General features: G+C 62.2%; 28 protein-coding genes. All 28 read right to left on the minus strand.

What is annotated here, in order from left to right; translation table 11 throughout:
• Positions 1-92 precede the first annotated feature (92 nt).
• The gene (locus tag ESB00_RS15090; protein ID WP_129048627.1) at positions 93-323 is read right to left on the minus strand and encodes a hydrogenase nickel incorporation protein HypA; all 231 of its coding nucleotides are present in this window, start codon (positions 321-323) and stop codon (positions 93-95) included.
• A gap of 101 nt (positions 324-424) precedes the next feature.
• On the minus strand, positions 425-919 hold the full coding sequence (gene rplQ / locus ESB00_RS15095) for a 50S ribosomal protein L17 (RefSeq protein ID WP_129048628.1): 495 nt from the start codon (positions 917-919) through the stop codon (positions 425-427).
• An 81-nt stretch (positions 920-1,000) separates the two neighbouring features.
• Complete coding sequence (locus ESB00_RS15100; RefSeq protein WP_129048629.1) at positions 1,001-2,002, minus strand: DNA-directed RNA polymerase subunit alpha; 1,002 nt, start codon at positions 2,000-2,002, stop codon at positions 1,001-1,003.
• A gap of 56 nt (positions 2,003-2,058) precedes the next feature.
• Positions 2,059-2,670 (minus strand): 30S ribosomal protein S4, encoded by a 612-nt coding sequence (gene rpsD, locus ESB00_RS15105; RefSeq protein WP_129048630.1) that lies wholly within the window; start codon positions 2,668-2,670, stop codon positions 2,059-2,061.
• 37 nt (positions 2,671-2,707) lie between these two features.
• Positions 2,708-3,334, minus strand: coding sequence for a 30S ribosomal protein S11 (gene rpsK, locus ESB00_RS20205; RefSeq protein ID WP_129048631.1), 627 nt, complete (start codon positions 3,332-3,334; stop codon positions 2,708-2,710).
• Between the two features lie 18 nt (positions 3,335-3,352).
• On the minus strand, positions 3,353-3,733 hold the full coding sequence (gene rpsM / locus ESB00_RS15115; protein WP_129048632.1) for a 30S ribosomal protein S13: 381 nt from the start codon (positions 3,731-3,733) through the stop codon (positions 3,353-3,355).
• 50 nt (positions 3,734-3,783) lie between these two features.
• Positions 3,784-4,554: a type I methionyl aminopeptidase gene (gene map / locus ESB00_RS15120; RefSeq protein ID WP_179954389.1), complete on the minus strand. Its 771-nt coding sequence runs from the start codon at positions 4,552-4,554 to the stop codon at positions 3,784-3,786.
• Complete coding sequence (locus ESB00_RS15125) at positions 4,554-4,841, minus strand: adenylate kinase (protein WP_129048634.1); 288 nt, start codon at positions 4,839-4,841, stop codon at positions 4,554-4,556. The genes map and ESB00_RS15125 overlap by 1 nt, the downstream gene beginning before the upstream one ends.
• Positions 4,842-5,003: 162 nt before the next feature.
• On the minus strand, positions 5,004-6,503 hold the full coding sequence (gene secY, locus ESB00_RS15130) for a preprotein translocase subunit SecY (RefSeq protein WP_129048635.1): 1,500 nt from the start codon (positions 6,501-6,503) through the stop codon (positions 5,004-5,006).
• A 58-nt stretch (positions 6,504-6,561) separates the two neighbouring features.
• Complete coding sequence (gene rplO, locus ESB00_RS15135) at positions 6,562-7,008, minus strand: 50S ribosomal protein L15 (protein WP_129048636.1); 447 nt, start codon at positions 7,006-7,008, stop codon at positions 6,562-6,564.
• Between the two features lie 73 nt (positions 7,009-7,081).
• Positions 7,082-7,594 (minus strand): 30S ribosomal protein S5, encoded by a 513-nt coding sequence (gene rpsE / locus ESB00_RS15140; protein ID WP_129048637.1) that lies wholly within the window; start codon positions 7,592-7,594, stop codon positions 7,082-7,084.
• 9 nt (positions 7,595-7,603) lie between these two features.
• Positions 7,604-7,966, minus strand: coding sequence for a 50S ribosomal protein L18 (gene rplR / locus ESB00_RS15145; RefSeq protein ID WP_129048638.1), 363 nt, complete (start codon positions 7,964-7,966; stop codon positions 7,604-7,606).
• A gap of 14 nt (positions 7,967-7,980) precedes the next feature.
• Positions 7,981-8,526, minus strand: coding sequence for a 50S ribosomal protein L6 (gene rplF / locus ESB00_RS15150; RefSeq protein ID WP_129048639.1), 546 nt, complete (start codon positions 8,524-8,526; stop codon positions 7,981-7,983).
• A gap of 14 nt (positions 8,527-8,540) precedes the next feature.
• Positions 8,541-8,933 carry a 30S ribosomal protein S8 gene (rpsH, locus tag ESB00_RS15155; RefSeq protein ID WP_129048640.1) on the minus strand — a complete coding sequence of 131 codons (393 nt, stop codon included), beginning with the start codon at positions 8,931-8,933 and terminating at the stop codon, positions 8,541-8,543.
• 63 nt (positions 8,934-8,996) lie between these two features.
• The gene (gene rpsN, locus ESB00_RS15160) at positions 8,997-9,302 is read right to left on the minus strand and encodes a 30S ribosomal protein S14 (protein ID WP_129048641.1); all 306 of its coding nucleotides are present in this window, start codon (positions 9,300-9,302) and stop codon (positions 8,997-8,999) included.
• 12 nt (positions 9,303-9,314) lie between these two features.
• Complete coding sequence (gene rplE, locus ESB00_RS15165) at positions 9,315-9,896, minus strand: 50S ribosomal protein L5 (protein WP_129048642.1); 582 nt, start codon at positions 9,894-9,896, stop codon at positions 9,315-9,317.
• Between the two features lie 66 nt (positions 9,897-9,962).
• On the minus strand, positions 9,963-10,241 hold the full coding sequence (gene rplX / locus ESB00_RS15170; protein ID WP_129048643.1) for a 50S ribosomal protein L24: 279 nt from the start codon (positions 10,239-10,241) through the stop codon (positions 9,963-9,965).
• Between the two features lies 1 nt (position 10,242).
• A complete protein-coding gene (rplN, locus tag ESB00_RS15175) occupies positions 10,243-10,608 on the minus strand; it encodes a 50S ribosomal protein L14 (RefSeq protein ID WP_129048644.1) in 366 nt (121 codons plus the stop codon).
• Between the two features lie 26 nt (positions 10,609-10,634).
• Positions 10,635-10,982: a 30S ribosomal protein S17 gene (gene rpsQ, locus ESB00_RS15180; RefSeq protein WP_129048645.1), complete on the minus strand. Its 348-nt coding sequence runs from the start codon at positions 10,980-10,982 to the stop codon at positions 10,635-10,637.
• 27 nt (positions 10,983-11,009) lie between these two features.
• On the minus strand, positions 11,010-11,210 hold the full coding sequence (rpmC, locus tag ESB00_RS15185) for a 50S ribosomal protein L29 (protein WP_129048646.1): 201 nt from the start codon (positions 11,208-11,210) through the stop codon (positions 11,010-11,012).
• A gap of 20 nt (positions 11,211-11,230) precedes the next feature.
• Positions 11,231-11,653: a 50S ribosomal protein L16 gene (gene rplP, locus ESB00_RS15190; RefSeq protein ID WP_129048647.1), complete on the minus strand. Its 423-nt coding sequence runs from the start codon at positions 11,651-11,653 to the stop codon at positions 11,231-11,233.
• Between the two features lie 46 nt (positions 11,654-11,699).
• Positions 11,700-12,329: a 30S ribosomal protein S3 gene (gene rpsC, locus ESB00_RS15195; protein WP_129048648.1), complete on the minus strand. Its 630-nt coding sequence runs from the start codon at positions 12,327-12,329 to the stop codon at positions 11,700-11,702.
• A gap of 8 nt (positions 12,330-12,337) precedes the next feature.
• Positions 12,338-12,679: a 50S ribosomal protein L22 gene (rplV, locus tag ESB00_RS15200; RefSeq protein ID WP_129048649.1), complete on the minus strand. Its 342-nt coding sequence runs from the start codon at positions 12,677-12,679 to the stop codon at positions 12,338-12,340.
• Between the two features lie 26 nt (positions 12,680-12,705).
• Positions 12,706-12,984, minus strand: a complete 279-nt coding sequence (rpsS, locus tag ESB00_RS15205) for a 30S ribosomal protein S19 (protein WP_069960780.1) — start codon at positions 12,982-12,984, stop codon at positions 12,706-12,708.
• 18 nt (positions 12,985-13,002) lie between these two features.
• Positions 13,003-13,869 carry a 50S ribosomal protein L2 gene (rplB, locus tag ESB00_RS15210; protein WP_129048650.1) on the minus strand — a complete coding sequence of 289 codons (867 nt, stop codon included), beginning with the start codon at positions 13,867-13,869 and terminating at the stop codon, positions 13,003-13,005.
• Between the two features lie 22 nt (positions 13,870-13,891).
• The gene (gene rplW, locus ESB00_RS15215; RefSeq protein ID WP_164976241.1) at positions 13,892-14,179 is read right to left on the minus strand and encodes a 50S ribosomal protein L23; all 288 of its coding nucleotides are present in this window, start codon (positions 14,177-14,179) and stop codon (positions 13,892-13,894) included.
• Positions 14,176-14,808: a 50S ribosomal protein L4 gene (gene rplD, locus ESB00_RS15220; RefSeq protein ID WP_129048651.1), complete on the minus strand. Its 633-nt coding sequence runs from the start codon at positions 14,806-14,808 to the stop codon at positions 14,176-14,178. The genes rplW and rplD overlap by 4 nt, the downstream gene beginning before the upstream one ends.
• 18 nt (positions 14,809-14,826) lie before the next feature.
• The gene (rplC, locus tag ESB00_RS15225) at positions 14,827-15,468 is read right to left on the minus strand and encodes a 50S ribosomal protein L3 (protein WP_129048652.1); all 642 of its coding nucleotides are present in this window, start codon (positions 15,466-15,468) and stop codon (positions 14,827-14,829) included.
• Between the last annotated feature and the right edge of the window lie 15 nt (positions 15,469-15,483).

The following is a 15,483-nucleotide window of genomic DNA, read 5'->3' on the forward strand; positions in this document are numbered from 1 at the left end:
ATGTCACTTGAGGATATAACCCCGCAGCCCGCTGGATCCCTTCATACCTTGACACCGCAAGGAGCAGTGCAATGGAGGATGAACCGGGAAAGTCAGAACTTCAGCCTCACGTTCTGATGCCCACATTTGGGACAGGGTGCGGTTTCTGTTCCCTGTTTTTCAGTGTAGATATGGTCGCAGCGGATGCAGTGAAAGGTGATCTTCCGTCGCTCGATATCGTAAAAGGCCCGGTCACGCCGGTCGTAATAGACCCAAAGGAAACCGATCACGCCCAGCACCAGCAGGCCATAAACGATGACATCGAAGGTGTAGCTCGGCGGCATGGAGATGATTGCACACTCGCGCAAAGCCGCGCGTGCGCCAAGGGGAAAGAAAAACGCGCCGACCCGGAGGTGCGGCGCGTTGAGAGTAATCGGTAAGGAATTCAGCTCTTCGCTTCGTCGGCCTTGGGGGCCTCGGCAGCAGGAGCCCCGGCGGCCGGCTTGGCGGCCTTCTTGCCCTTCTTCTTGCCACGGGACTTGGAATAACCCGTGTCCTCGGCACCCACGAACTCGATCAGGGCCATCTCGGCGGAGTCACCGACGCGCTGGGGGCCGAGCTTGTAGATGCGGGTGTAGCCGCCGCTGCGTTTCTCAAACTGCTTCACCTTCTCATTGAAGAGAAGGGTGATCGCACCTTCGTCACGGATGTCCGTGAGGGCGATGCGGCGCAAGTGGAGGGCGTCCTTCTTCTCGGTCGCGACCGCAGCCTTCTTGGCCTTGGTGATGACCTTCTCGATGAAGGGGCGGAGGGCCTTGGCCTTCGTTAGCGTGGTCTCAATGCGACCGTGCTTGATGAGGCTGGCGCCCATGTTGGAGAGCATCGCCTTGCGGTGCTCGCGGGTGACGCCGAGGGAGGCGTGGTGTTTGTTGTGACGCATGGTGTTGTTTTTTAGGCGGTTCCCGATCGGCAATCCGGTCGCAGCGTTGGGCGGCAGCGGACGGCGCGAGAACCGAAAGAGTTAGGCTTCCTTCTTGGTGTCGAGGAGGCGCTCGTCGAACTTCATGCCGAGCGAGAGGCCGAGGGCCTCGAGCTTCTCCTTGATCTCGTTGAGGGACTTCTTGCCGAAGTTGCGATACTTGAGCATCTCCTGCTCGGTCTTCATGGCGAGTTCGCCGACCGTGGTGATGTTCGCGTTGTTGAGGCAGTTCGCGGCGCGGACCGAGAGCTCGATCTCGTTGACCGACATGTTGAGGAGCTTGCGGAGCTTGTTCTGCTCCTCGCTGACCTCGGCGGCCTGACTCTCAAACTCATAGGTCTCCTGCGAGACGCGGTCAAACACGTCGAGGTGGTGCTTGAGGATCGAGGCGGACTGCTTGAGGGCATCATCGGGCGTGATGCGGCCATCGGTCCACACTTCGAGCACGAGCTTGTCGTAATCGGTGATCTGGCCCACGCGGGTGTTCTCGACGGCATACCGGACGAGACGTACGGGAGAGAAGAGAGAGTCGATCGGAATTACACCGATAGCCTGCTCTTCCTTCTTGTTGTTCTCGCCGGGGCAGTAGCCGCGACCGGTCTTGATCTCGATCTCGGCCTCAAAGGCCTGCTTCTTGTCGAGGGTGCAGATGAGCTGATCGGGATTGACGATCTTGATGGCGGCATCGGCCTGGATGTCGGCGGCGGTGACGGCACCCTCCTTGTTCACGCGGAGCGACAGGCGGACAGGTTCGCGCTTCTCGGAGACGATGAGGATCTTCTTCAGGTTGAGAACGATGTCGGTGACATCCTCGACCACGCCGTCGATGGACTGGAACTCATGGTTCACGCCCTCGATCTTGATCGAGCTGATGGCGCTGCCCTCGATGGAGCTGAGCAGGATGCGGCGGAGGGAGTTGCCGACCGTGTGACCGTAGCCGGCCTCGAAGGGCTCGGCGATGAACTTGGCGTAGGTGGACGTGGAGCCCTCCTCGACCTTGGTGAGCTTGGAGGGAATTTCGAACTTTCCGAGACGCTTGGGCATGTGATGAGGCGAGTTGAGTTGGAGAAGTTAGGATTAAGCGACCGGCAGAAACAGGATCAGAAGCGCGAGTAGTATTCGACGATGAGCTGCTCGTTGATCGAGGGCTCCATCTCGTCGCGCGTGGGCAGGCGGGTGACGGTGCCCTTGAGGGCCTCGTCGTTACGCACGAGCCAGCCGGGAACCACGCGGGCGCGGTTTTCCTCGATGGCGCGGGTGGCGAGCTGGCGGGAGGAGTTCGAAGAGCGGATCTCGATCTCGTCGCCGGCGACGCAGTTGTAGCTGGAGATATCGACCTTGTGACCGTTCACGCGGACGTGGCCGTGGTTGACCAGCTGGCGGGCGGCGGCGCGGCTCTTGGCGAAGCCCAGGAGATAGACGACGCTGTCGAGACGGGTCTCGAGGAGCTGAAGGAAGCGCTCACCGGTGACGCCGCGCTCTTTCTTGGCGATGGCGAACACGCGGCGGAACTGGCGCTCGAGCAGGCCGTAGATGAAACGGAGCTTCTGCTTCTCGGCGAGGCCGACGGCGTATTCGGAGAGCTTGCGGCGGAGCTTGGGGCCGTGCTGGCCGGGAGGAAAGTTGCGGCGCTCAAGCACCTTCGGCGAACCGACGATGTATTGGCCGAAGCGACGGCTGACGCGGGTGGAGGGTCCGGTATAACGAGCCATGGTGGGATCCTGTTATTTTAAGTGGTTTCGCTGGACGTTAGACGCGGCGCTTCTTGCGCGGGCGGCAACCGTTGTGCGGCACCGGGGTGACGTCGATGATGGAGGAGATTTCGAGGCCGATGGCCTGGAGACCGCGGATGGCGGAATCACGACCGAGGCCGGGACCGCTCACGCGGATTTGGACCTCCTTGAGGCCGTGGGCCATGGCGTTGCGGGCGGCATCCTGGGCGACAACCTGGGCGGCGTAGGCGGTGGACTTGCGCGAACCGCGGAAGTTGCACTTGCCGGCCGAGGACCAGGCGATGACGTTGCCCTTGGAATCGGTGATCGAGACGATCGTGTTGTTGAAGGTCGCGGCGATGTTCGCGATGCCGGAGCTGATATTCTTCGAGCCCTTGGCCTTGCGAACCTTGATCGAAGCGAGCTCCTCCTTGAGGAGATCCTCAGCGGTGGCGGCCTTGGGCACGCCGCCCACGAGTTCAACGGGCTTGGTCGCCTCGGCCGGGGCCGCGGGAGCGGCACCTTCAGCGGGCTTGTCGGCCTTGGGAGCCTTCGGGGCCTTGGCGGGCTTCGCCTCGGCGGCGGGAGCAGCAGCGCCTTCAGCGGCGGGGGCAACCTTCTTGGGTGCCTTTTCCTTCTTGGGAGCGGATTTGTCTTCGGACATGGAGAGAGGAGTTGAGGATTAGGCTTCCTTGGCCTTGGTGACGCCGACGGTCTTGCGCGGGCCCTTGCGGGTGCGGGCGTTGGTGCTGGTGCGCTGGCCGCGGACCGGGAGGCTGCGGCGGTGGCGGATGCCACGGTAGCAGTTGATAGCCTGGAGGCGCTTCAAGTTGCCGGCGATGTCGCGGCGGAGATCGCCCTCCACCACCCACTTGTTGTCGGTGATGATGTGGAGAATCTTGTTCAGCTGCTCCTCGGTGAGATCCGAGGCGCGCATGTTCGCGTCGAGACCGGCGGTCTCGATGATGAGGTCGGCCCGGGCAGGGCCAATGCCGTAGATATACCGGAGGGAGTATCCGATCTTCTTTTTGGCGGGGAGTTCGACGCCGAGGAGACGAGGCATGGTGTTTTTAGTTGAGAGTTAGTTGTTGAGAGTTGGGAAAGGGAGGAAGCTTACGAGGCCTGCGGGATCGTGAGGATCTCGGGGCCGGAATCGGTGGTGAGCACGGTGTGTTCGAAGTGCGCGGAGGGCGAACCGTCGGAGCTGACAACCGTCCAACCGTCGGCGAGGGTGCGGACCCGGTAGGTGCCGAGGTTGACCATGGGCTCGATCGCGAGGGTCATACCCGCCTTGATCTTCTCGCCGGTGTTTTTTCGGCCGAAGTTCGGGATCTGCGGTTCCTCATGCATCGCGCGGCCGACGCCGTGGCCGACCATTTCACGGACGACACCGAAGCCGCGGGCTTCGACAAAGGTCTGGACGGCGTGCGAAATGTCACCGATGCGATTGCCGACCTGCGCTTGGGCGATGCCGATGGCGAGGGCTTCCTGGGTGGTTTGCAAAAGCTCAGCGGTCCGGGGAGCGATGGCGCCGACCGGAACGGTCGTGGCATTGTCACCGATGTAGCCGTTGTATTCGACGACCACGTCCAGTGAGATGATGTCGCCATCGCGCAGGATGCGTTTCAGCGAACCGATGCCGTGGACAACCTCTTCGTTGACTGAGAGGCAGGTGTAGGCGGGATAGCGGCGCGAGTGCAACTGGTAGCCGTGGCAGGCGCTGCGGGCGCCGAACGAGGCGATGAGATCGCGGCCGATTTGATCCAAGTCGTAGGTCGTGATACCGGGACGAACCTGCTCTTTCATTTTCGCCAGGACAGTGGCGGCAATGAGGCAGGACTCACGCATGCGCCGGATGGCTTCCGGATTTTTGATCGGGATCATCAGGCGGCGACGTGGAGGGCCTCGCAGGCGAGGCCTTGAGTGCGGTAGTGGGTGACGACGTCCGCGGGAGCGGCGGGAGCGGCAAAGCAGGCGGTGAGGTTTTCACCGCGGGCTTCAAGCCACTCGTCGAACACCAACGCTTGGAGCAGCGTAGCCGGGAAACCTTCGAGGAGGAATCCCGCATCGGGTTTGCGCGCCCAGAACCATTTGCGCAGAAGCGCGAGATGGGCCTGGTTAACGTCCCGCGGAAGTGCGGAACGCGTGCGTCGCGAAATCTCCTGTTGCACAAGGGACGCAGGAGAGACGTGCTCAAGATTCAAAGAACGGACTTGGTTGATCAGATTCGCGGAGAGCGAGCCAACCGGACCAAGGAGAAGGAACTTCGCTTTCGCGGAGGCGAGAGCGGAAAAGGGGCTGGAGTGTTCAGTCCCTTGCACCGAAGTAAAGTATTAAAGAGCCCAGTGGCGGATGGCCCAAGCGGCCAGACCAACCAGCAGCATAACGACCATGAAGGCAGTAATTTGCATCACGGCCTTGTCACTAGCGGCCTCTCCGAGCGCCACGCTGGCGGAGGTGCTGCGACCACGAATGCGTCCTTTCTTGAGGAAGCCATCGTAGTGACGCTGGAGGAGGAAGGTTTCAATCTGACGCATCGTGTCCAGAATGACGCCGACCGTGATCAACATGCCCGTGCCACCGAAGAAATACGCGATGCGCGGCGGGACGTTTAGGCTGAACAGCAGCACATCGGGGATAATCGCGATGATCGTGAGGAAAATCGCGCCGGCGAGCGTCAGGCGGGTCATGATGAAGTCGAGGAAGCTCGCGGTCGGCTCACCGGGACGAACACCCGGGATGTAGCCACCGTATTTCTTCAGGTCATCGGCAATCTGGATCGGCTTGAACATGACGGACACCCAGAAATAGCTGAAGAAAAGGATCAGCAGCGTCATGCCGATGTAATAGATCGGGTGGCCCTGCACGAGGTTGTTGGAGAACTCGACGAGGAACTTGACGTTAAAAGCTGCACCGGCCTGTGACATGATCTGCTGCGGGAACATCAGAATCGCGCTGGCGAAGATCACCGGCATGACGCCCGAATAGTTGACCTTGAGGGGCAGGAAAGAGCTCTGGCCGCCATAGACCTTCTGGCCGACGACGCGCTTGGCGTATTGGACCGGAATCTTGCGTTGTCCCTGGGTAACAGCAATGATCCCCATGGTCACTGCGATAAACAGGGCGAGCATCATCATGCCCTCGATGGCGCCGAGTTTGGCCACACCGACAGGAGCAAAGAACAGCTGGTAGGTGGCGACGGCCGCTCCCGGAATGTCGGCCAGGATACCGACGGTGATAAGAAGCGAGACACCGTTGCCGATGCCACGCTGGGTGATCTGCTCACCGAGCCACATGAGAAGCATGGTGCCCGCGGTCATGATCACGGTGGACTGCACCATGAACCAGAATTTGCTGACGACAACAATCTGGCCGTATTGATTGACATCGTAACCTGGGAAGAGACGGCCGGGATTCTCGAGCGCGAGGATCAGGAGCACACCCTGGATCAAGCAGATGAGCACCGTGGCGTAGCGAGTGTATTGGGTGAGCTTCTGGCGGCCGACATCCCCCTCCTGCTGCAGACGGCTGAGAGCCGGCACCACCGCCGTCATCAGCTGGAAGATGATCGAGGCGCTGATGTAAGGCATGATGCCCAGCGCGCAGACGGCACCCTTCACGAGCGCGCCACCGGTGAACATGTTGTAGAGACCCACCAGGGCGCCGGAACCCGCCGCGGTCTGATCGGCGAAGAAATCCTGCAGCGGCTTCGGGTCGATGCCGGGCAGCGGAATGTGCGCACCGACACGCGCCACGAATAGCAGACCCAAGGTGTAGAGGATTCGCGAGCGCAGCTCGGGAATCTTCATGGAGTTCGTGAAGGCGGAAAACATTAGGGGTGGAGTCTGGAGAAATTGTAGGCGGCGGGCCCGGAGGCCCGCCCGGCCCCGCTTAAGCGACGATCGCGGCGCCGCCGGCCTTCTCGAGCTTGGCCTTGGCGGAATCGGTGAACTTCTGGGCGGTGACCTTGAGTGCGCGGCTGATTTCTCCGTCGCCAAGGACCTTGAGCTTCGTCACGCCGGCACGGACAAGACCGGCCTGGGCCAGCACCTCGGCGTTCACCTCGGTGATCTTGGCCTCAAGACCTGCGAGGTCGCCGACGTTGATGACGGCATACTCGGTGCGGAATTCGTAATTATTGAAGCCGCGGTGGGGCAGCTTGCGGTAAAGGGGCATCTGGCCGCCTTCGAAACCAGGACGGATCGAACCGCCGGAACGGGCGGTCTGGCCCTTGCCACCCTTGCCCGAGGTCTTGCCGTGGCCGCCGCCTTCGCCGCAGCCGACGCGCTTCTTGCGGTGCACAGCACCCTTGACGTTCTTGAGAGTATGGAGACGCATTTTAGTATTTCCTAAGTTGGGTCGCCGCCCCGCGATGAACTCGGGGGCGACTCGGATTGATTCGGATCAGATATCAGCTGCGGATGGACTTGAAGTCCTCCTCGAGGCGAAGCTTGCGCAGGCCGTTGAGGGTCGCGTGCACGACGGCGATGTGATTCTTGGAACCCATCGATTTTGTGAGCACGTTATGAACGCCGGCCGCCTCGAGGACGGCGCGCACGCCACCGCCGGCGATCAGGCCGGTGCCGGTGGAGGCCGGGCGGAGGAACACCTTGCCACCGTCATAGGCGCCGAGCACCTCGTGGGGAATGGTGCCGCCCTTGAGCTTCACAGAAACCATTCGCTTCTTGGCGGACTCGGTGGACTTTTTGATGGCGTCGGGGACCTCGTTGGCCTTGCCGTAGCCAATGCCCACGCTGCCCTTGCCGTCGCCGACGACGGAGAGGGCGGAGAACGAGAAGCGGCGGCCACCCTTCACGACCTTGGCGCAACGGTTGATGAAAACGACCTTCTCGATGAGACCGGACTCGGCCTGGTCGGCGCCAGAGGCACCGCCGAAGGAATTGGAACGATTGTTGTTAGCCATGGGCGGAGGTTAGAATTGGAGACCGCCTTCGCGCGCGGCGTCGGCAAAGGTTTTGACGCGGCCGTGATAGGGCCGGCCGTTGCGGTCGAACACGACGGAGGAAATGCCGGCGGCCTTGGCCTTGGCGGCAAAGGCGACACCGAGATTCTTGGCGCCGGAGACGTTGCTCTTCGCACCGCTCTTCTTCACCTCGGGATCGAGAGTGGAGAGGAACACGAGCGTTGAGCCGGCGTCGTCGTTGACGGCCTGCGCATAAATGTGCTTGCCGGAGAACTTGACGCTGAGGCGCGGGCGAGCGGCGGTGCCGGTCACCTTCTTGCGGATGCGCCACTTGCGCTTCTGGAGGAGCTGGGCCTTGTAAACAGTCTTCATGTTGGGTGGTGCGGTTAGGCGACGGTCTTGCCTTCCTTGCGGCGGACGCGTTCGGCGTGCTCGCCAACCAGACGGACACCCTTGCCCTTGTAAGGCTCGGGCGGGTAATAGGCGCGGATCTCGGAGGTCACCTGACCGACGAGCTGCTTGTCCACACCCTCGATCTTCAGCTTGGTGCCGTCGGTGACGGTGACCTTGATGCCCTCGGGGATGTCGTGGAGGATGGGGTGCGAGTAGCCGAGCGCGAGGTCGAGCTGCTTGCCCTTGAGCGCGGCTTTGAAGCCGACGCCTTGGATCTCAAGCTCCTTCATGTAGCCAACGCTGACGCCCTTGACCATGCCGGCGATCACCGAACGCGCGGTGCCGAACATGGCGCGGGAGAAGCGGGTGTCCTCGACCTTGGTGACGACGACCTTGTTGTCCTGCTTCTCGATCTTCACGACGGGGGCGAAGGTCTTGGAAACTTTGCCCTTGGGGCCTTCGACGGACACGGTGGTGCCCTTGATGTCGATTTTGACCTTGTCGGGAATCTGAACGGGTTGTTTGCCGATTCTGCTCATGGTGGTGGTGCTCCTTACCAGACGGTGCAGACGAGTTCGCCGCCCAGCTTCTGGCGACGGGCGTCCTGGTCCTTCATGAGACCCTTGGAAGTTGAAAGAATGGCGATGCCGAGGCCGTTGAGAACGCGCGGAATCTCCGTGTAACCGGCATACATGCGGCGGCCGGGGGTGGATGTGCGCTTGATGCCGGTAATGACCGGGGCGCTGTCCACATACTTCATGGTCACGACCACGGTCTTGTGACCGCGCTCGTCGGTGCCAGTGGCGACGTCACGGACGTAGCCCTCAGCCTTGAGGATGTTCGCGAGGCTCTCCTTGAGCTTCGAGTGCGGCGAAACGCACTGGGCGAGACCGGCCTTCGACGCATTGCGAAGGTGGGTCAAAAAATCACTGATTGGGTCTGTCATGGATGGATGTTTTTATCGGTTGCGGCCGCGCGGGTCATATCCGACCCCCGTGGGCCAAAGGGATTACCAAGAAGACTTGGTGACGCCGGGAATCTTGCCGGCAAGCGCGAGCTCGCGCAGGGTGATACGGGACACGCCGAAACGGCGGTTGAAACCGCGCGGGCGGCCGCTGAGCGAGCAGCGGTTGCGGATGCGAACCTTGGAAGAATTGCGTGGAAGCTTGTTGAGCTTCTTCTGGGCGGCGAAAAATTCCTCGTCGGTGGTGGCGGGATTGGCGAGGACGGCCTTCAGCTCAGCGCGCTTCGCGGCGTGCTTGTCGACGAGGCGGATGCGCTTCTTGTTGCGTTCGATGGAGGAGGTCTTGGGCATGGCGCGTAAGGGTTAGGCGGCGGAAGTTTTGGCGGGAGCGGCCTGTTCCGTGCGGCGGAACGGCATGCCGAGCAGCTTGAGGAGCTCGCGCGCCTCGTCGTCGGTCTCGGCGGAGGTTACGAGGGTGATGTCGAGACCCATGGAGCGCTTGTTGTTCTCAACCACGATCTCGGGGAAGATGGTGAAGTCCGTGATGCCGATGGTGTAGTTGCCCTGGCCGTCGAGCTTGTTCGGGACGCCGCGGAAGTCGCGGATGGTGGGCAGTGCCACGGCAAGCAGGCGCACGAGGAAGTGCCACATGTTCTCGCCGCGGAGAGTGACATGACAACCGGTGACCTGGTTGGGCTTCAGCTTGAAATTGGCGATGGCGCGCTTCGTGCGATTGAGCACGGGCTTCTGTCCGGCGATGAGACCGATGTCGCGCGCGGTGTCGGCGATCTGGTTCTTGTCGGCCTCGGCGCCGATACCGGTGTTGATGACGATCTTCTCGAGCTTGGGAACTTGATGCTTGTTCTTGTAGCCGCGCGAGGCGATCAGCGCCGGGACGACGGTCTCGACGTAGTGTTTCTGGAGGGGTGCGAGTTGTTTGCTCATGGTGCTAACCGGATTTCCGACCCGGATGCTTTGTTGGTTTTAAGTGGTGGGACTCCCCTCGCCTGCTCAGGCCTTGGCCGCGGGCGCGGCCTTCTTGCGCTTGGACGCGTCGTAGCGCGACTGGAGCATGAGGTTGGAGACATGAACCGTGCCCTCGCGCTCGGCGATTTTGCCCTGCGGGTTTTCCTGGGACTTCTTGAGGTGCCGCTTGATCATGGCCACGCCCTCAACGACGGCGCGGTTCTGGCTGGCGCGAATCTCGAGGACCTTGCCCTGCTTACCCTTCTGGGAGCCGGCGATGACAACGACCTGGTCGTTCTTCTTGATATGGAATTTCTGGGCCATGTTAGAGGACCTCCGGGGCGAGCGAGATGATCTTCATGTAGTTCTTGGCGCGGAGCTCGCGGGCAACGGGCCCGAAGATGCGGGTGCCCTTCGGATTGCCATCCTCGCCAATGATGACGACGGCATTGCTGTCGAAACGGAGGTAGCTGCCGTCGGCGCGGCGCAGCGGCGCCCTGGTGCGGACGATCACGGCCTTGTGGACCTCGCCTTTCTTCACGGTAGCGTCGGTGCTGCTCTCCTTGATGTTAATGGTGATAATGTCGCCGACATGCGCGGTGCGGGTGTTCTGCCCGATGCGGCCGATCATGGACGCGCGGCGCGCGCCGGTATTGTCGGCGATGTCGAGGATGGAACGCATCTGGATCATGGTGGTGTCTCCTTGTGCGGGTTGGTTCAGGCCTTGGCGGCGGTCGCCTTGGTGGTCTTGGTCGGGACGGCTTCGGCAACGTCCTTCTCCGAAATGGCAGCGGCGCCGAGAACGGCGGCCTCAACCACACGGATAACGCGCCAGCGCTTCAGCCGGCTGATCGGACGGGTCGCCATGACCTCGATCTTGTCGCCCACCTTGGTCTCGTTCTTCTCGTCGTGGACGTGGAGGACGGTCTTGCGGTTGATGACCTTGTGGTAGAGGGGATGCGGCGTCTTGTAAGGGACGGTGACCTTGACGGACTTGTCGCCCATCTTGGAGCTGACAAAGCCGATAACGGTCTTGCGGGCGTTGTGGCGGACGTGAGTGGACATGTGATTGTGCGGTTAGCGCCGTCGGCCTCAGGCGGCCTTGGTGGTTTTCTTCTGCTTGAGGATGGTCTCAAGACGCGCGATATCCTTGCGGTAGGCGCGCAGGAGGTGCGGCTTCTCGACCTGGCCGGTGTTCTTGCGCAGGCGAAGCTGGAGGAGCTGCTCGCGGGTCTCGCGGAGCTTGGTGTTGATCTCGGCGGGAGAGAGTTCGCGGATTTCCTTGGAAGTCATGGTAACGGGTGTCCGGTGGTTTAGCTGGCGACGCCTTCACGCTGGATAAAGCGGCAGCGGAAAGGCAGCTTGGCGTCGGCGAGGCGGAAAGCCTCCTTGGCAATGGTGGCGGGAACGCCGGCGAGCTCGAAGAGGACGGCGCCGGGCTTGATCACGGCGACGTAGAACTCGACCGGGCCCTTGCCCTGGCCCATGCGCACCTCGGCGGGCTTCTTGGTCACGGGCTTGTGGGGGAACACGCGGATCCAGAGCTTGCCCTTGCGCTTCAGGTGGCGGGCGATGGTGACGCGGGCGGCCTCGATCTGCTGGCCGGTCATGGGACCGCGCGAGAGCGACTGGAGGCCGAATTCACCGAAGGCGAGAGTGTTGCCGCGCTTGGCATTGCCAGCGCGCGAGCCTTTCATCGACTTGCGGTATTTGGTGCGGGAGGGAGCGAGAGCCATGTGGGAATGCCCGGCGTTTTTGCGTCAGGCGGAGAATGTGTCTGAGTTAGTTGGATTCGTCTTTCTTGCAGATCCAGCACTTGACGCCGATCTTGCCCCAGACGGTCTGGGCCTCGGCGAAGCCGTAATCGATGTTCTCGCGCAGGGTGTGGAGCGGAATGCGGCCCTGGCGCTGCCACTCGCGGCGGGCGATGTCGGCGCCACCGAGGCGGCCCGAGCACTGGATCTTGATGCCGTCGATGCCGAGGGCCATCGCGGTCTGGATGGACTTCTTGATGGCACGGCGGAAGGCGATGCGGCGCTCGAGCTGGAGAGCAACGCTCTCGGCCACGAGCTGGGCCTCAATCTCGGGCTTCTTCACTTCCTGGATGTCGAGGAGGACTTCCTTGCCAGTGAGCTTGCCGAGCTGGACCTTCATGTTCTCCACCTCCTGGCCCTTCTTGCCGATAACGATGCCGGGACGGGCGGTGAAGATCTTGACGCGGACGCGGTTGCCGGCGCGCTCAATGAAGATGCGCGGCACGGAGGCCTGCTTGAGCTTCTCCATCAGCGTGGAGCGGATGACCTGATCCTCGTGGAGGAGCTTGGCGAAATCCTTCTTGCGGGCGAACCAGCGCGACTGCCAGTTGCGACGGACGGCGAGGCGGAAGCCTGTGGGGTTGGTCTTTTGTCCCATGGTGAGTGTTAGTTGGATTTGCCGTCGGTGAGGACGATGCGGAGGTGCGACATGCGCTTGACGCGCGGCTTGGCCGAACCCTTGGCGCCGGCCTTGAAACGCTTCAGCACAGGGCCGGGGCCAACGAGGGCACGGCTCACGGTGAGGGCATCGGCGGCGAGGCTGTTGTTGTTCTCGGCGTTGGCCACGGCGCTCTTGAGCGTCTTGGCGAGCAAGCGGGCCGACTTGCGCGGGATGAGGGCGAGCAGGTCGAGGGCCTCGGGCACCGAGCGGCCCTGGATTTCGTTCGCGACCTCGCGCACCTTGCGGGGCGACATCCGGACATTGCGGGTGAGAGCTTGAATTTCCATTGTAGTATTCCAGTTGGAGCGCGGCCTCAGATTTCCTTGCGCGTCATGCCGCCGTGCGCCTTGAAGATGCGCGTCGGGGCGAACTCGCCGAGCTTGTGCCCGACCATGTTCTCGGTGACGTAAACGGCGATGTGCGCCTTGCCATTATGGACGCTGATTGTGTGGCCCACGAACTCGGGTGTAATGGTAGAGCGCCGGCTCCAGGTCTGGATGGGCTTGCGCGCGCCGCCGGCCTTGGCCGCCTTCTGGATCTTCTCCAGGAGGTGGTAGTCGACGAAGAAACCTTTCTTGATGGAACGTGCCATGGTGCGGAGTCGTTAAAATTACTTCTTGCCGCGCGGCGGACGGCCGTTGTGGCGTACGAGGATGAGTGAGTTGGAGGGCTTGGAGCGGCGGCGCGTCGGGAAGCCCTTGGCGAGCTGGCCCCACGGCGACACAAGGTGCTGGCGACCGCCACCACCCTTCGACTTGCCCTGACCACCACCGTTGGGATGATCGACGGGGTTCATTGCCATACCACGAACGCGCGGACGGCGCCCAAGCCAACGATTGCGGCCGGCCTTGCCGAGCTTGCGGTTGGCATGCTCGCCGTTGCCGACCTCACCGATGGTGGCGCGGCAGCGGGGATTCACGAGGCGGGTCTCGCCAGAAGCGAGGCGGATTTGAGCAAAACCGTTTTCCACGGCGACCAACTCGACGGACACACCGGCAGAACGGGCAATCTGGGCACCACGGCCCGGGATCAACTCGACCGCGTGCAGGCGGGTGGCCGGCGGGATGACCTCGAGCGGGAAGCTGTTGCCCGGACGGAAGTCATTGGAGTCGGTCTTCATCGCCGCGTAGATGGAGTCACCCACCTTCAGACCCTTGGGGGCGAGGATGTAAGTTTTCTCCCCATCAGCGTAGGCCAGAAGCGCGAGCAGCGCGCTGCGGTTGGGATCGTATTCGATCGCCTGAACCTTGGCGGGCATGTCGAGCTTGGTACGCTTGAAGTCGATGATGCGATAGAGCTTCTTGTGACCGCCGCCGCGACGACGCGACGTGAGTCGGCCATATACGTTGCGACCGCCGGTGCGGTTCTTGTTCTCGACGAGGGAACGCTCGGGGCGCTTGTCGGTGATCTCGGCCGGACGGTTCAGCGTGGTGAACCGCAGGGCGGGCGTGAGGGGACGGAAGGATTTGAGAGCCATGGTGGGTTATCTCCGGGTGCGATCAGGCGGTGAGCTCGATCTTGTCGCCGGCCTTCAGCGTGACGATGGCACGCTTGCTGTCGGACTTGGTGATCGGGCGGCCCTGGCGGGAGCGCTTCGGCTTGCCCTTGCGGTTTTGAATGTTCACACGCGTCACGGTGACCTTGAAGGTCTGCTCGACGGCTTCGCGCACGGTGAACTTGGTCGCCTCGGGATACACCTCGAAGGTGTATTGGCCGTAATTGGACGAGAGCTTGTTGGACTTCTCGGTCAGGCGGATGGTTTTGAGAATCTTGTCGGCGTTGATCATGACTGGCCTCCGTTGGCGCGGGCGATGATGGTCTCGAGGGCCTTGCTGGACACGACGATCTTGCCGTATTGGACGAGGTCGAGAGTGTTGAGCTTGGCGGCCTCCTGCAGAGTGACGCGAGCGAGGTTGCGAGCGGCGCGGTTGGCCTCGGCGGTGAACGGGGCGTCCACGATCAGCACCTTGCCCTTGGGGGCGATGCGGCTGATGACGGTATTCATGCCCTTGGACTTGGCGTCCTTCGCGACGAAGGACTCGATGACGCTGACGTCACCGGCCGTGGCGCGGTCAAACAGGGCGCGGCTGAAGGCGAGGGCCTTCACCTTGCCGTTGATTTTCTTGGAATAGTCGCGGGGCTTGGGGCCGAAGACGACACCACCGCCGGACCACAGGGGGGAGCGGGAGGAGCCGGCGCGAGCGCGGCCAGTGCCCTTCTGATTCCAAGGCTTTTTGCCGCCGCCGCGGACTTCGCCGCGGGTCTTGGTGGAGTGCGTGCCAAGGCGAGCGTTCGCCTTGTGGGCCACGACGACTTCCTTAACGGCTTGAACACCCTTGTTGCCCTCGAAAACCGGAAGATTGAAATCCTGCTCGGAGCTCTTCGAGGCGTCTGAAGTAAAGACAGTAAGTTTCATGTGCGGTCAGTCTCCGGGTTAGGCTTTCTTGGCTTTCTTGCCGGAACGGATGATGACATCGTCGCCATTGGCACCGGGGATGGCGCCTTTGACGAGGATGAGATTCTTGTCGGCCAGAATCTTCACAACGCGCAGGTTTTGGACCGTGCGATTGTTGCTGCCCATGTGGCCGGGCATGGACTGGTTCTTCCAAGAACGACCGGGAGTCTGGCGCATGCCGATGGAGCCGATGCGGCGGTGAAACATGGAGCCGTGTGCAGCGGGACCGCCGGCGGCACCGTGCTTCTTCACGACACCCTGGAAGCCTTTACCCTTGGAGACGCCGAGCACGTCGACGATCTGGCCTTCGGCGAAAACCGCAACGGTGATGACGTCACCGGCCTTGCCTTTGTAGGCCTCGGTGAGACGGACTTCGTTGAGCACGCGGGGCGTGATCTCAACGCCGGCCTTCTTGGCGTGGGTGGCTTCGGCCTTGGAGGCATTCTTCGCCTTCTGGGAACCGAAGCCGAGCTGGACGGCGTTGTACCCGTCGTTTTCGACGGTCTTAACCTGGACAACCGGGCAGGGGCCGGCTTCGACCACGGTGACGGGCACGAGCACATTCTGTGCGTCGTAGACCTGCGTCATGCCGATTTTCTTACCTAGGAGTGTAGCGATCATTGGGCTAAGCGGTAG

It is taken from the genome of Oleiharenicola lentus (assembly GCF_004118375.1).
Taxonomy (GTDB): Bacteria; Verrucomicrobiota; Verrucomicrobiia; order Opitutales; family Opitutaceae; genus Lacunisphaera; species Lacunisphaera lenta.

Bases quoted from the DNA above. Each gene is read 5' to 3' on its own strand.
- rplD (WP_129048651.1), bottom strand. From the start codon at position 14,808: ATGAAACTTACTGTCTTTACTTCAGACGCCTCGAAGAGCTCCGAGCAG.
- rplP (WP_129048647.1), bottom strand. From the start codon at position 11,653: ATGGCTCTCGCTCCCTCCCGCACCAAATACCGCAAGTCGATGAAAGGC.
- rplE (WP_129048642.1), bottom strand. From the start codon at position 9,896: ATGAGCAAACAACTCGCACCCCTCCAGAAACACTACGTCGAGACCGTC.
- rplV (WP_129048649.1), bottom strand. From the start codon at position 12,679: ATGGAAATTCAAGCTCTCACCCGCAATGTCCGGATGTCGCCCCGCAAG.
- map (WP_179954389.1), bottom strand. From the start codon at position 4,554: ATGATCCCGATCAAAAATCCGGAAGCCATCCGGCGCATGCGTGAGTCC.
- rplX (WP_129048643.1), bottom strand. From the start codon at position 10,241: ATGGCCCAGAAATTCCATATCAAGAAGAACGACCAGGTCGTTGTCATC.
- rplC (WP_129048652.1), bottom strand. From the start codon at position 15,468: ATGATCGCTACACTCCTAGGTAAGAAAATCGGCATGACGCAGGTCTAC.
- rplF (WP_129048639.1), bottom strand. From the start codon at position 8,526: ATGAGCAGAATCGGCAAACAACCCGTTCAGATTCCCGACAAGGTCAAA.
- rpsQ (WP_129048645.1), bottom strand. From the start codon at position 10,982: ATGTCCACTCACGTCCGCCACAACGCCCGCAAGACCGTTATCGGCTTT.
- rpsC (WP_129048648.1), bottom strand. From the start codon at position 12,329: ATGGGACAAAAGACCAACCCCACAGGCTTCCGCCTCGCCGTCCGTCGC.
- rplB (WP_129048650.1), bottom strand. From the start codon at position 13,869: ATGGCTCTCAAATCCTTCCGTCCCCTCACGCCCGCCCTGCGGTTCACC.
- secY (WP_129048635.1), bottom strand. From the start codon at position 6,503: ATGTTTTCCGCCTTCACGAACTCCATGAAGATTCCCGAGCTGCGCTCG.
- ESB00_RS15100 (WP_129048629.1), bottom strand. From the start codon at position 2,002: ATGCCCAAGCGTCTCGGAAAGTTCGAAATTCCCTCCAAGCTCACCAAG.
- rplO (WP_129048636.1), bottom strand. From the start codon at position 7,008: ATGCGTCTCCATACTCTCAAGAACGTCAAGGGTGCTGTGCACCGCAAG.
- rplN (WP_129048644.1), bottom strand. From the start codon at position 10,608: ATGATCCAGATGCGTTCCATCCTCGACATCGCCGACAATACCGGCGCG.
- rpsD (WP_129048630.1), bottom strand. From the start codon at position 2,670: ATGGCTCGTTATACCGGACCCTCCACCCGCGTCAGCCGTCGCTTCGGC.
- rpmC (WP_129048646.1), bottom strand. From the start codon at position 11,210: ATGACTTCCAAGGAAATCCGCGAACTCTCTCCCGCCGAGATCAACACC.
- rplR (WP_129048638.1), bottom strand. From the start codon at position 7,966: ATGAAGACTGTTTACAAGGCCCAGCTCCTCCAGAAGCGCAAGTGGCGC.
- rplW (WP_164976241.1), bottom strand. From the start codon at position 14,179: ATGATCAACGCCGACAAGATTCTCAAAACCATCCGCCTGACCGAGAAG.
- rpsM (WP_129048632.1), bottom strand. From the start codon at position 3,733: ATGCCTCGTCTCCTCGGCGTCGAACTCCCCGCCAAAAAGAAGATCGGA.
- rpsE (WP_129048637.1), bottom strand. From the start codon at position 7,594: ATGGCTAACAACAATCGTTCCAATTCCTTCGGCGGTGCCTCTGGCGCC.
- rpsK (WP_129048631.1), bottom strand. From the start codon at position 3,334: ATGTCCGAAGACAAATCCGCTCCCAAGAAGGAAAAGGCACCCAAGAAG.
- rplQ (WP_129048628.1), bottom strand. From the start codon at position 919: ATGCGTCACAACAAACACCACGCCTCCCTCGGCGTCACCCGCGAGCAC.
- rpsH (WP_129048640.1), bottom strand. From the start codon at position 8,933: ATGACAGACCCAATCAGTGATTTTTTGACCCACCTTCGCAATGCGTCG.
- ESB00_RS15090 (WP_129048627.1), bottom strand. From the start codon at position 323: ATGCCGCCGAGCTACACCTTCGATGTCATCGTTTATGGCCTGCTGGTG.
- rpsS (WP_069960780.1), bottom strand. From the start codon at position 12,984: ATGGCACGTTCCATCAAGAAAGGTTTCTTCGTCGACTACCACCTCCTG.
- rpsN (WP_129048641.1), bottom strand. From the start codon at position 9,302: ATGCCCAAGACCTCCTCCATCGAACGCAACAAGAAGCGCATCCGCCTC.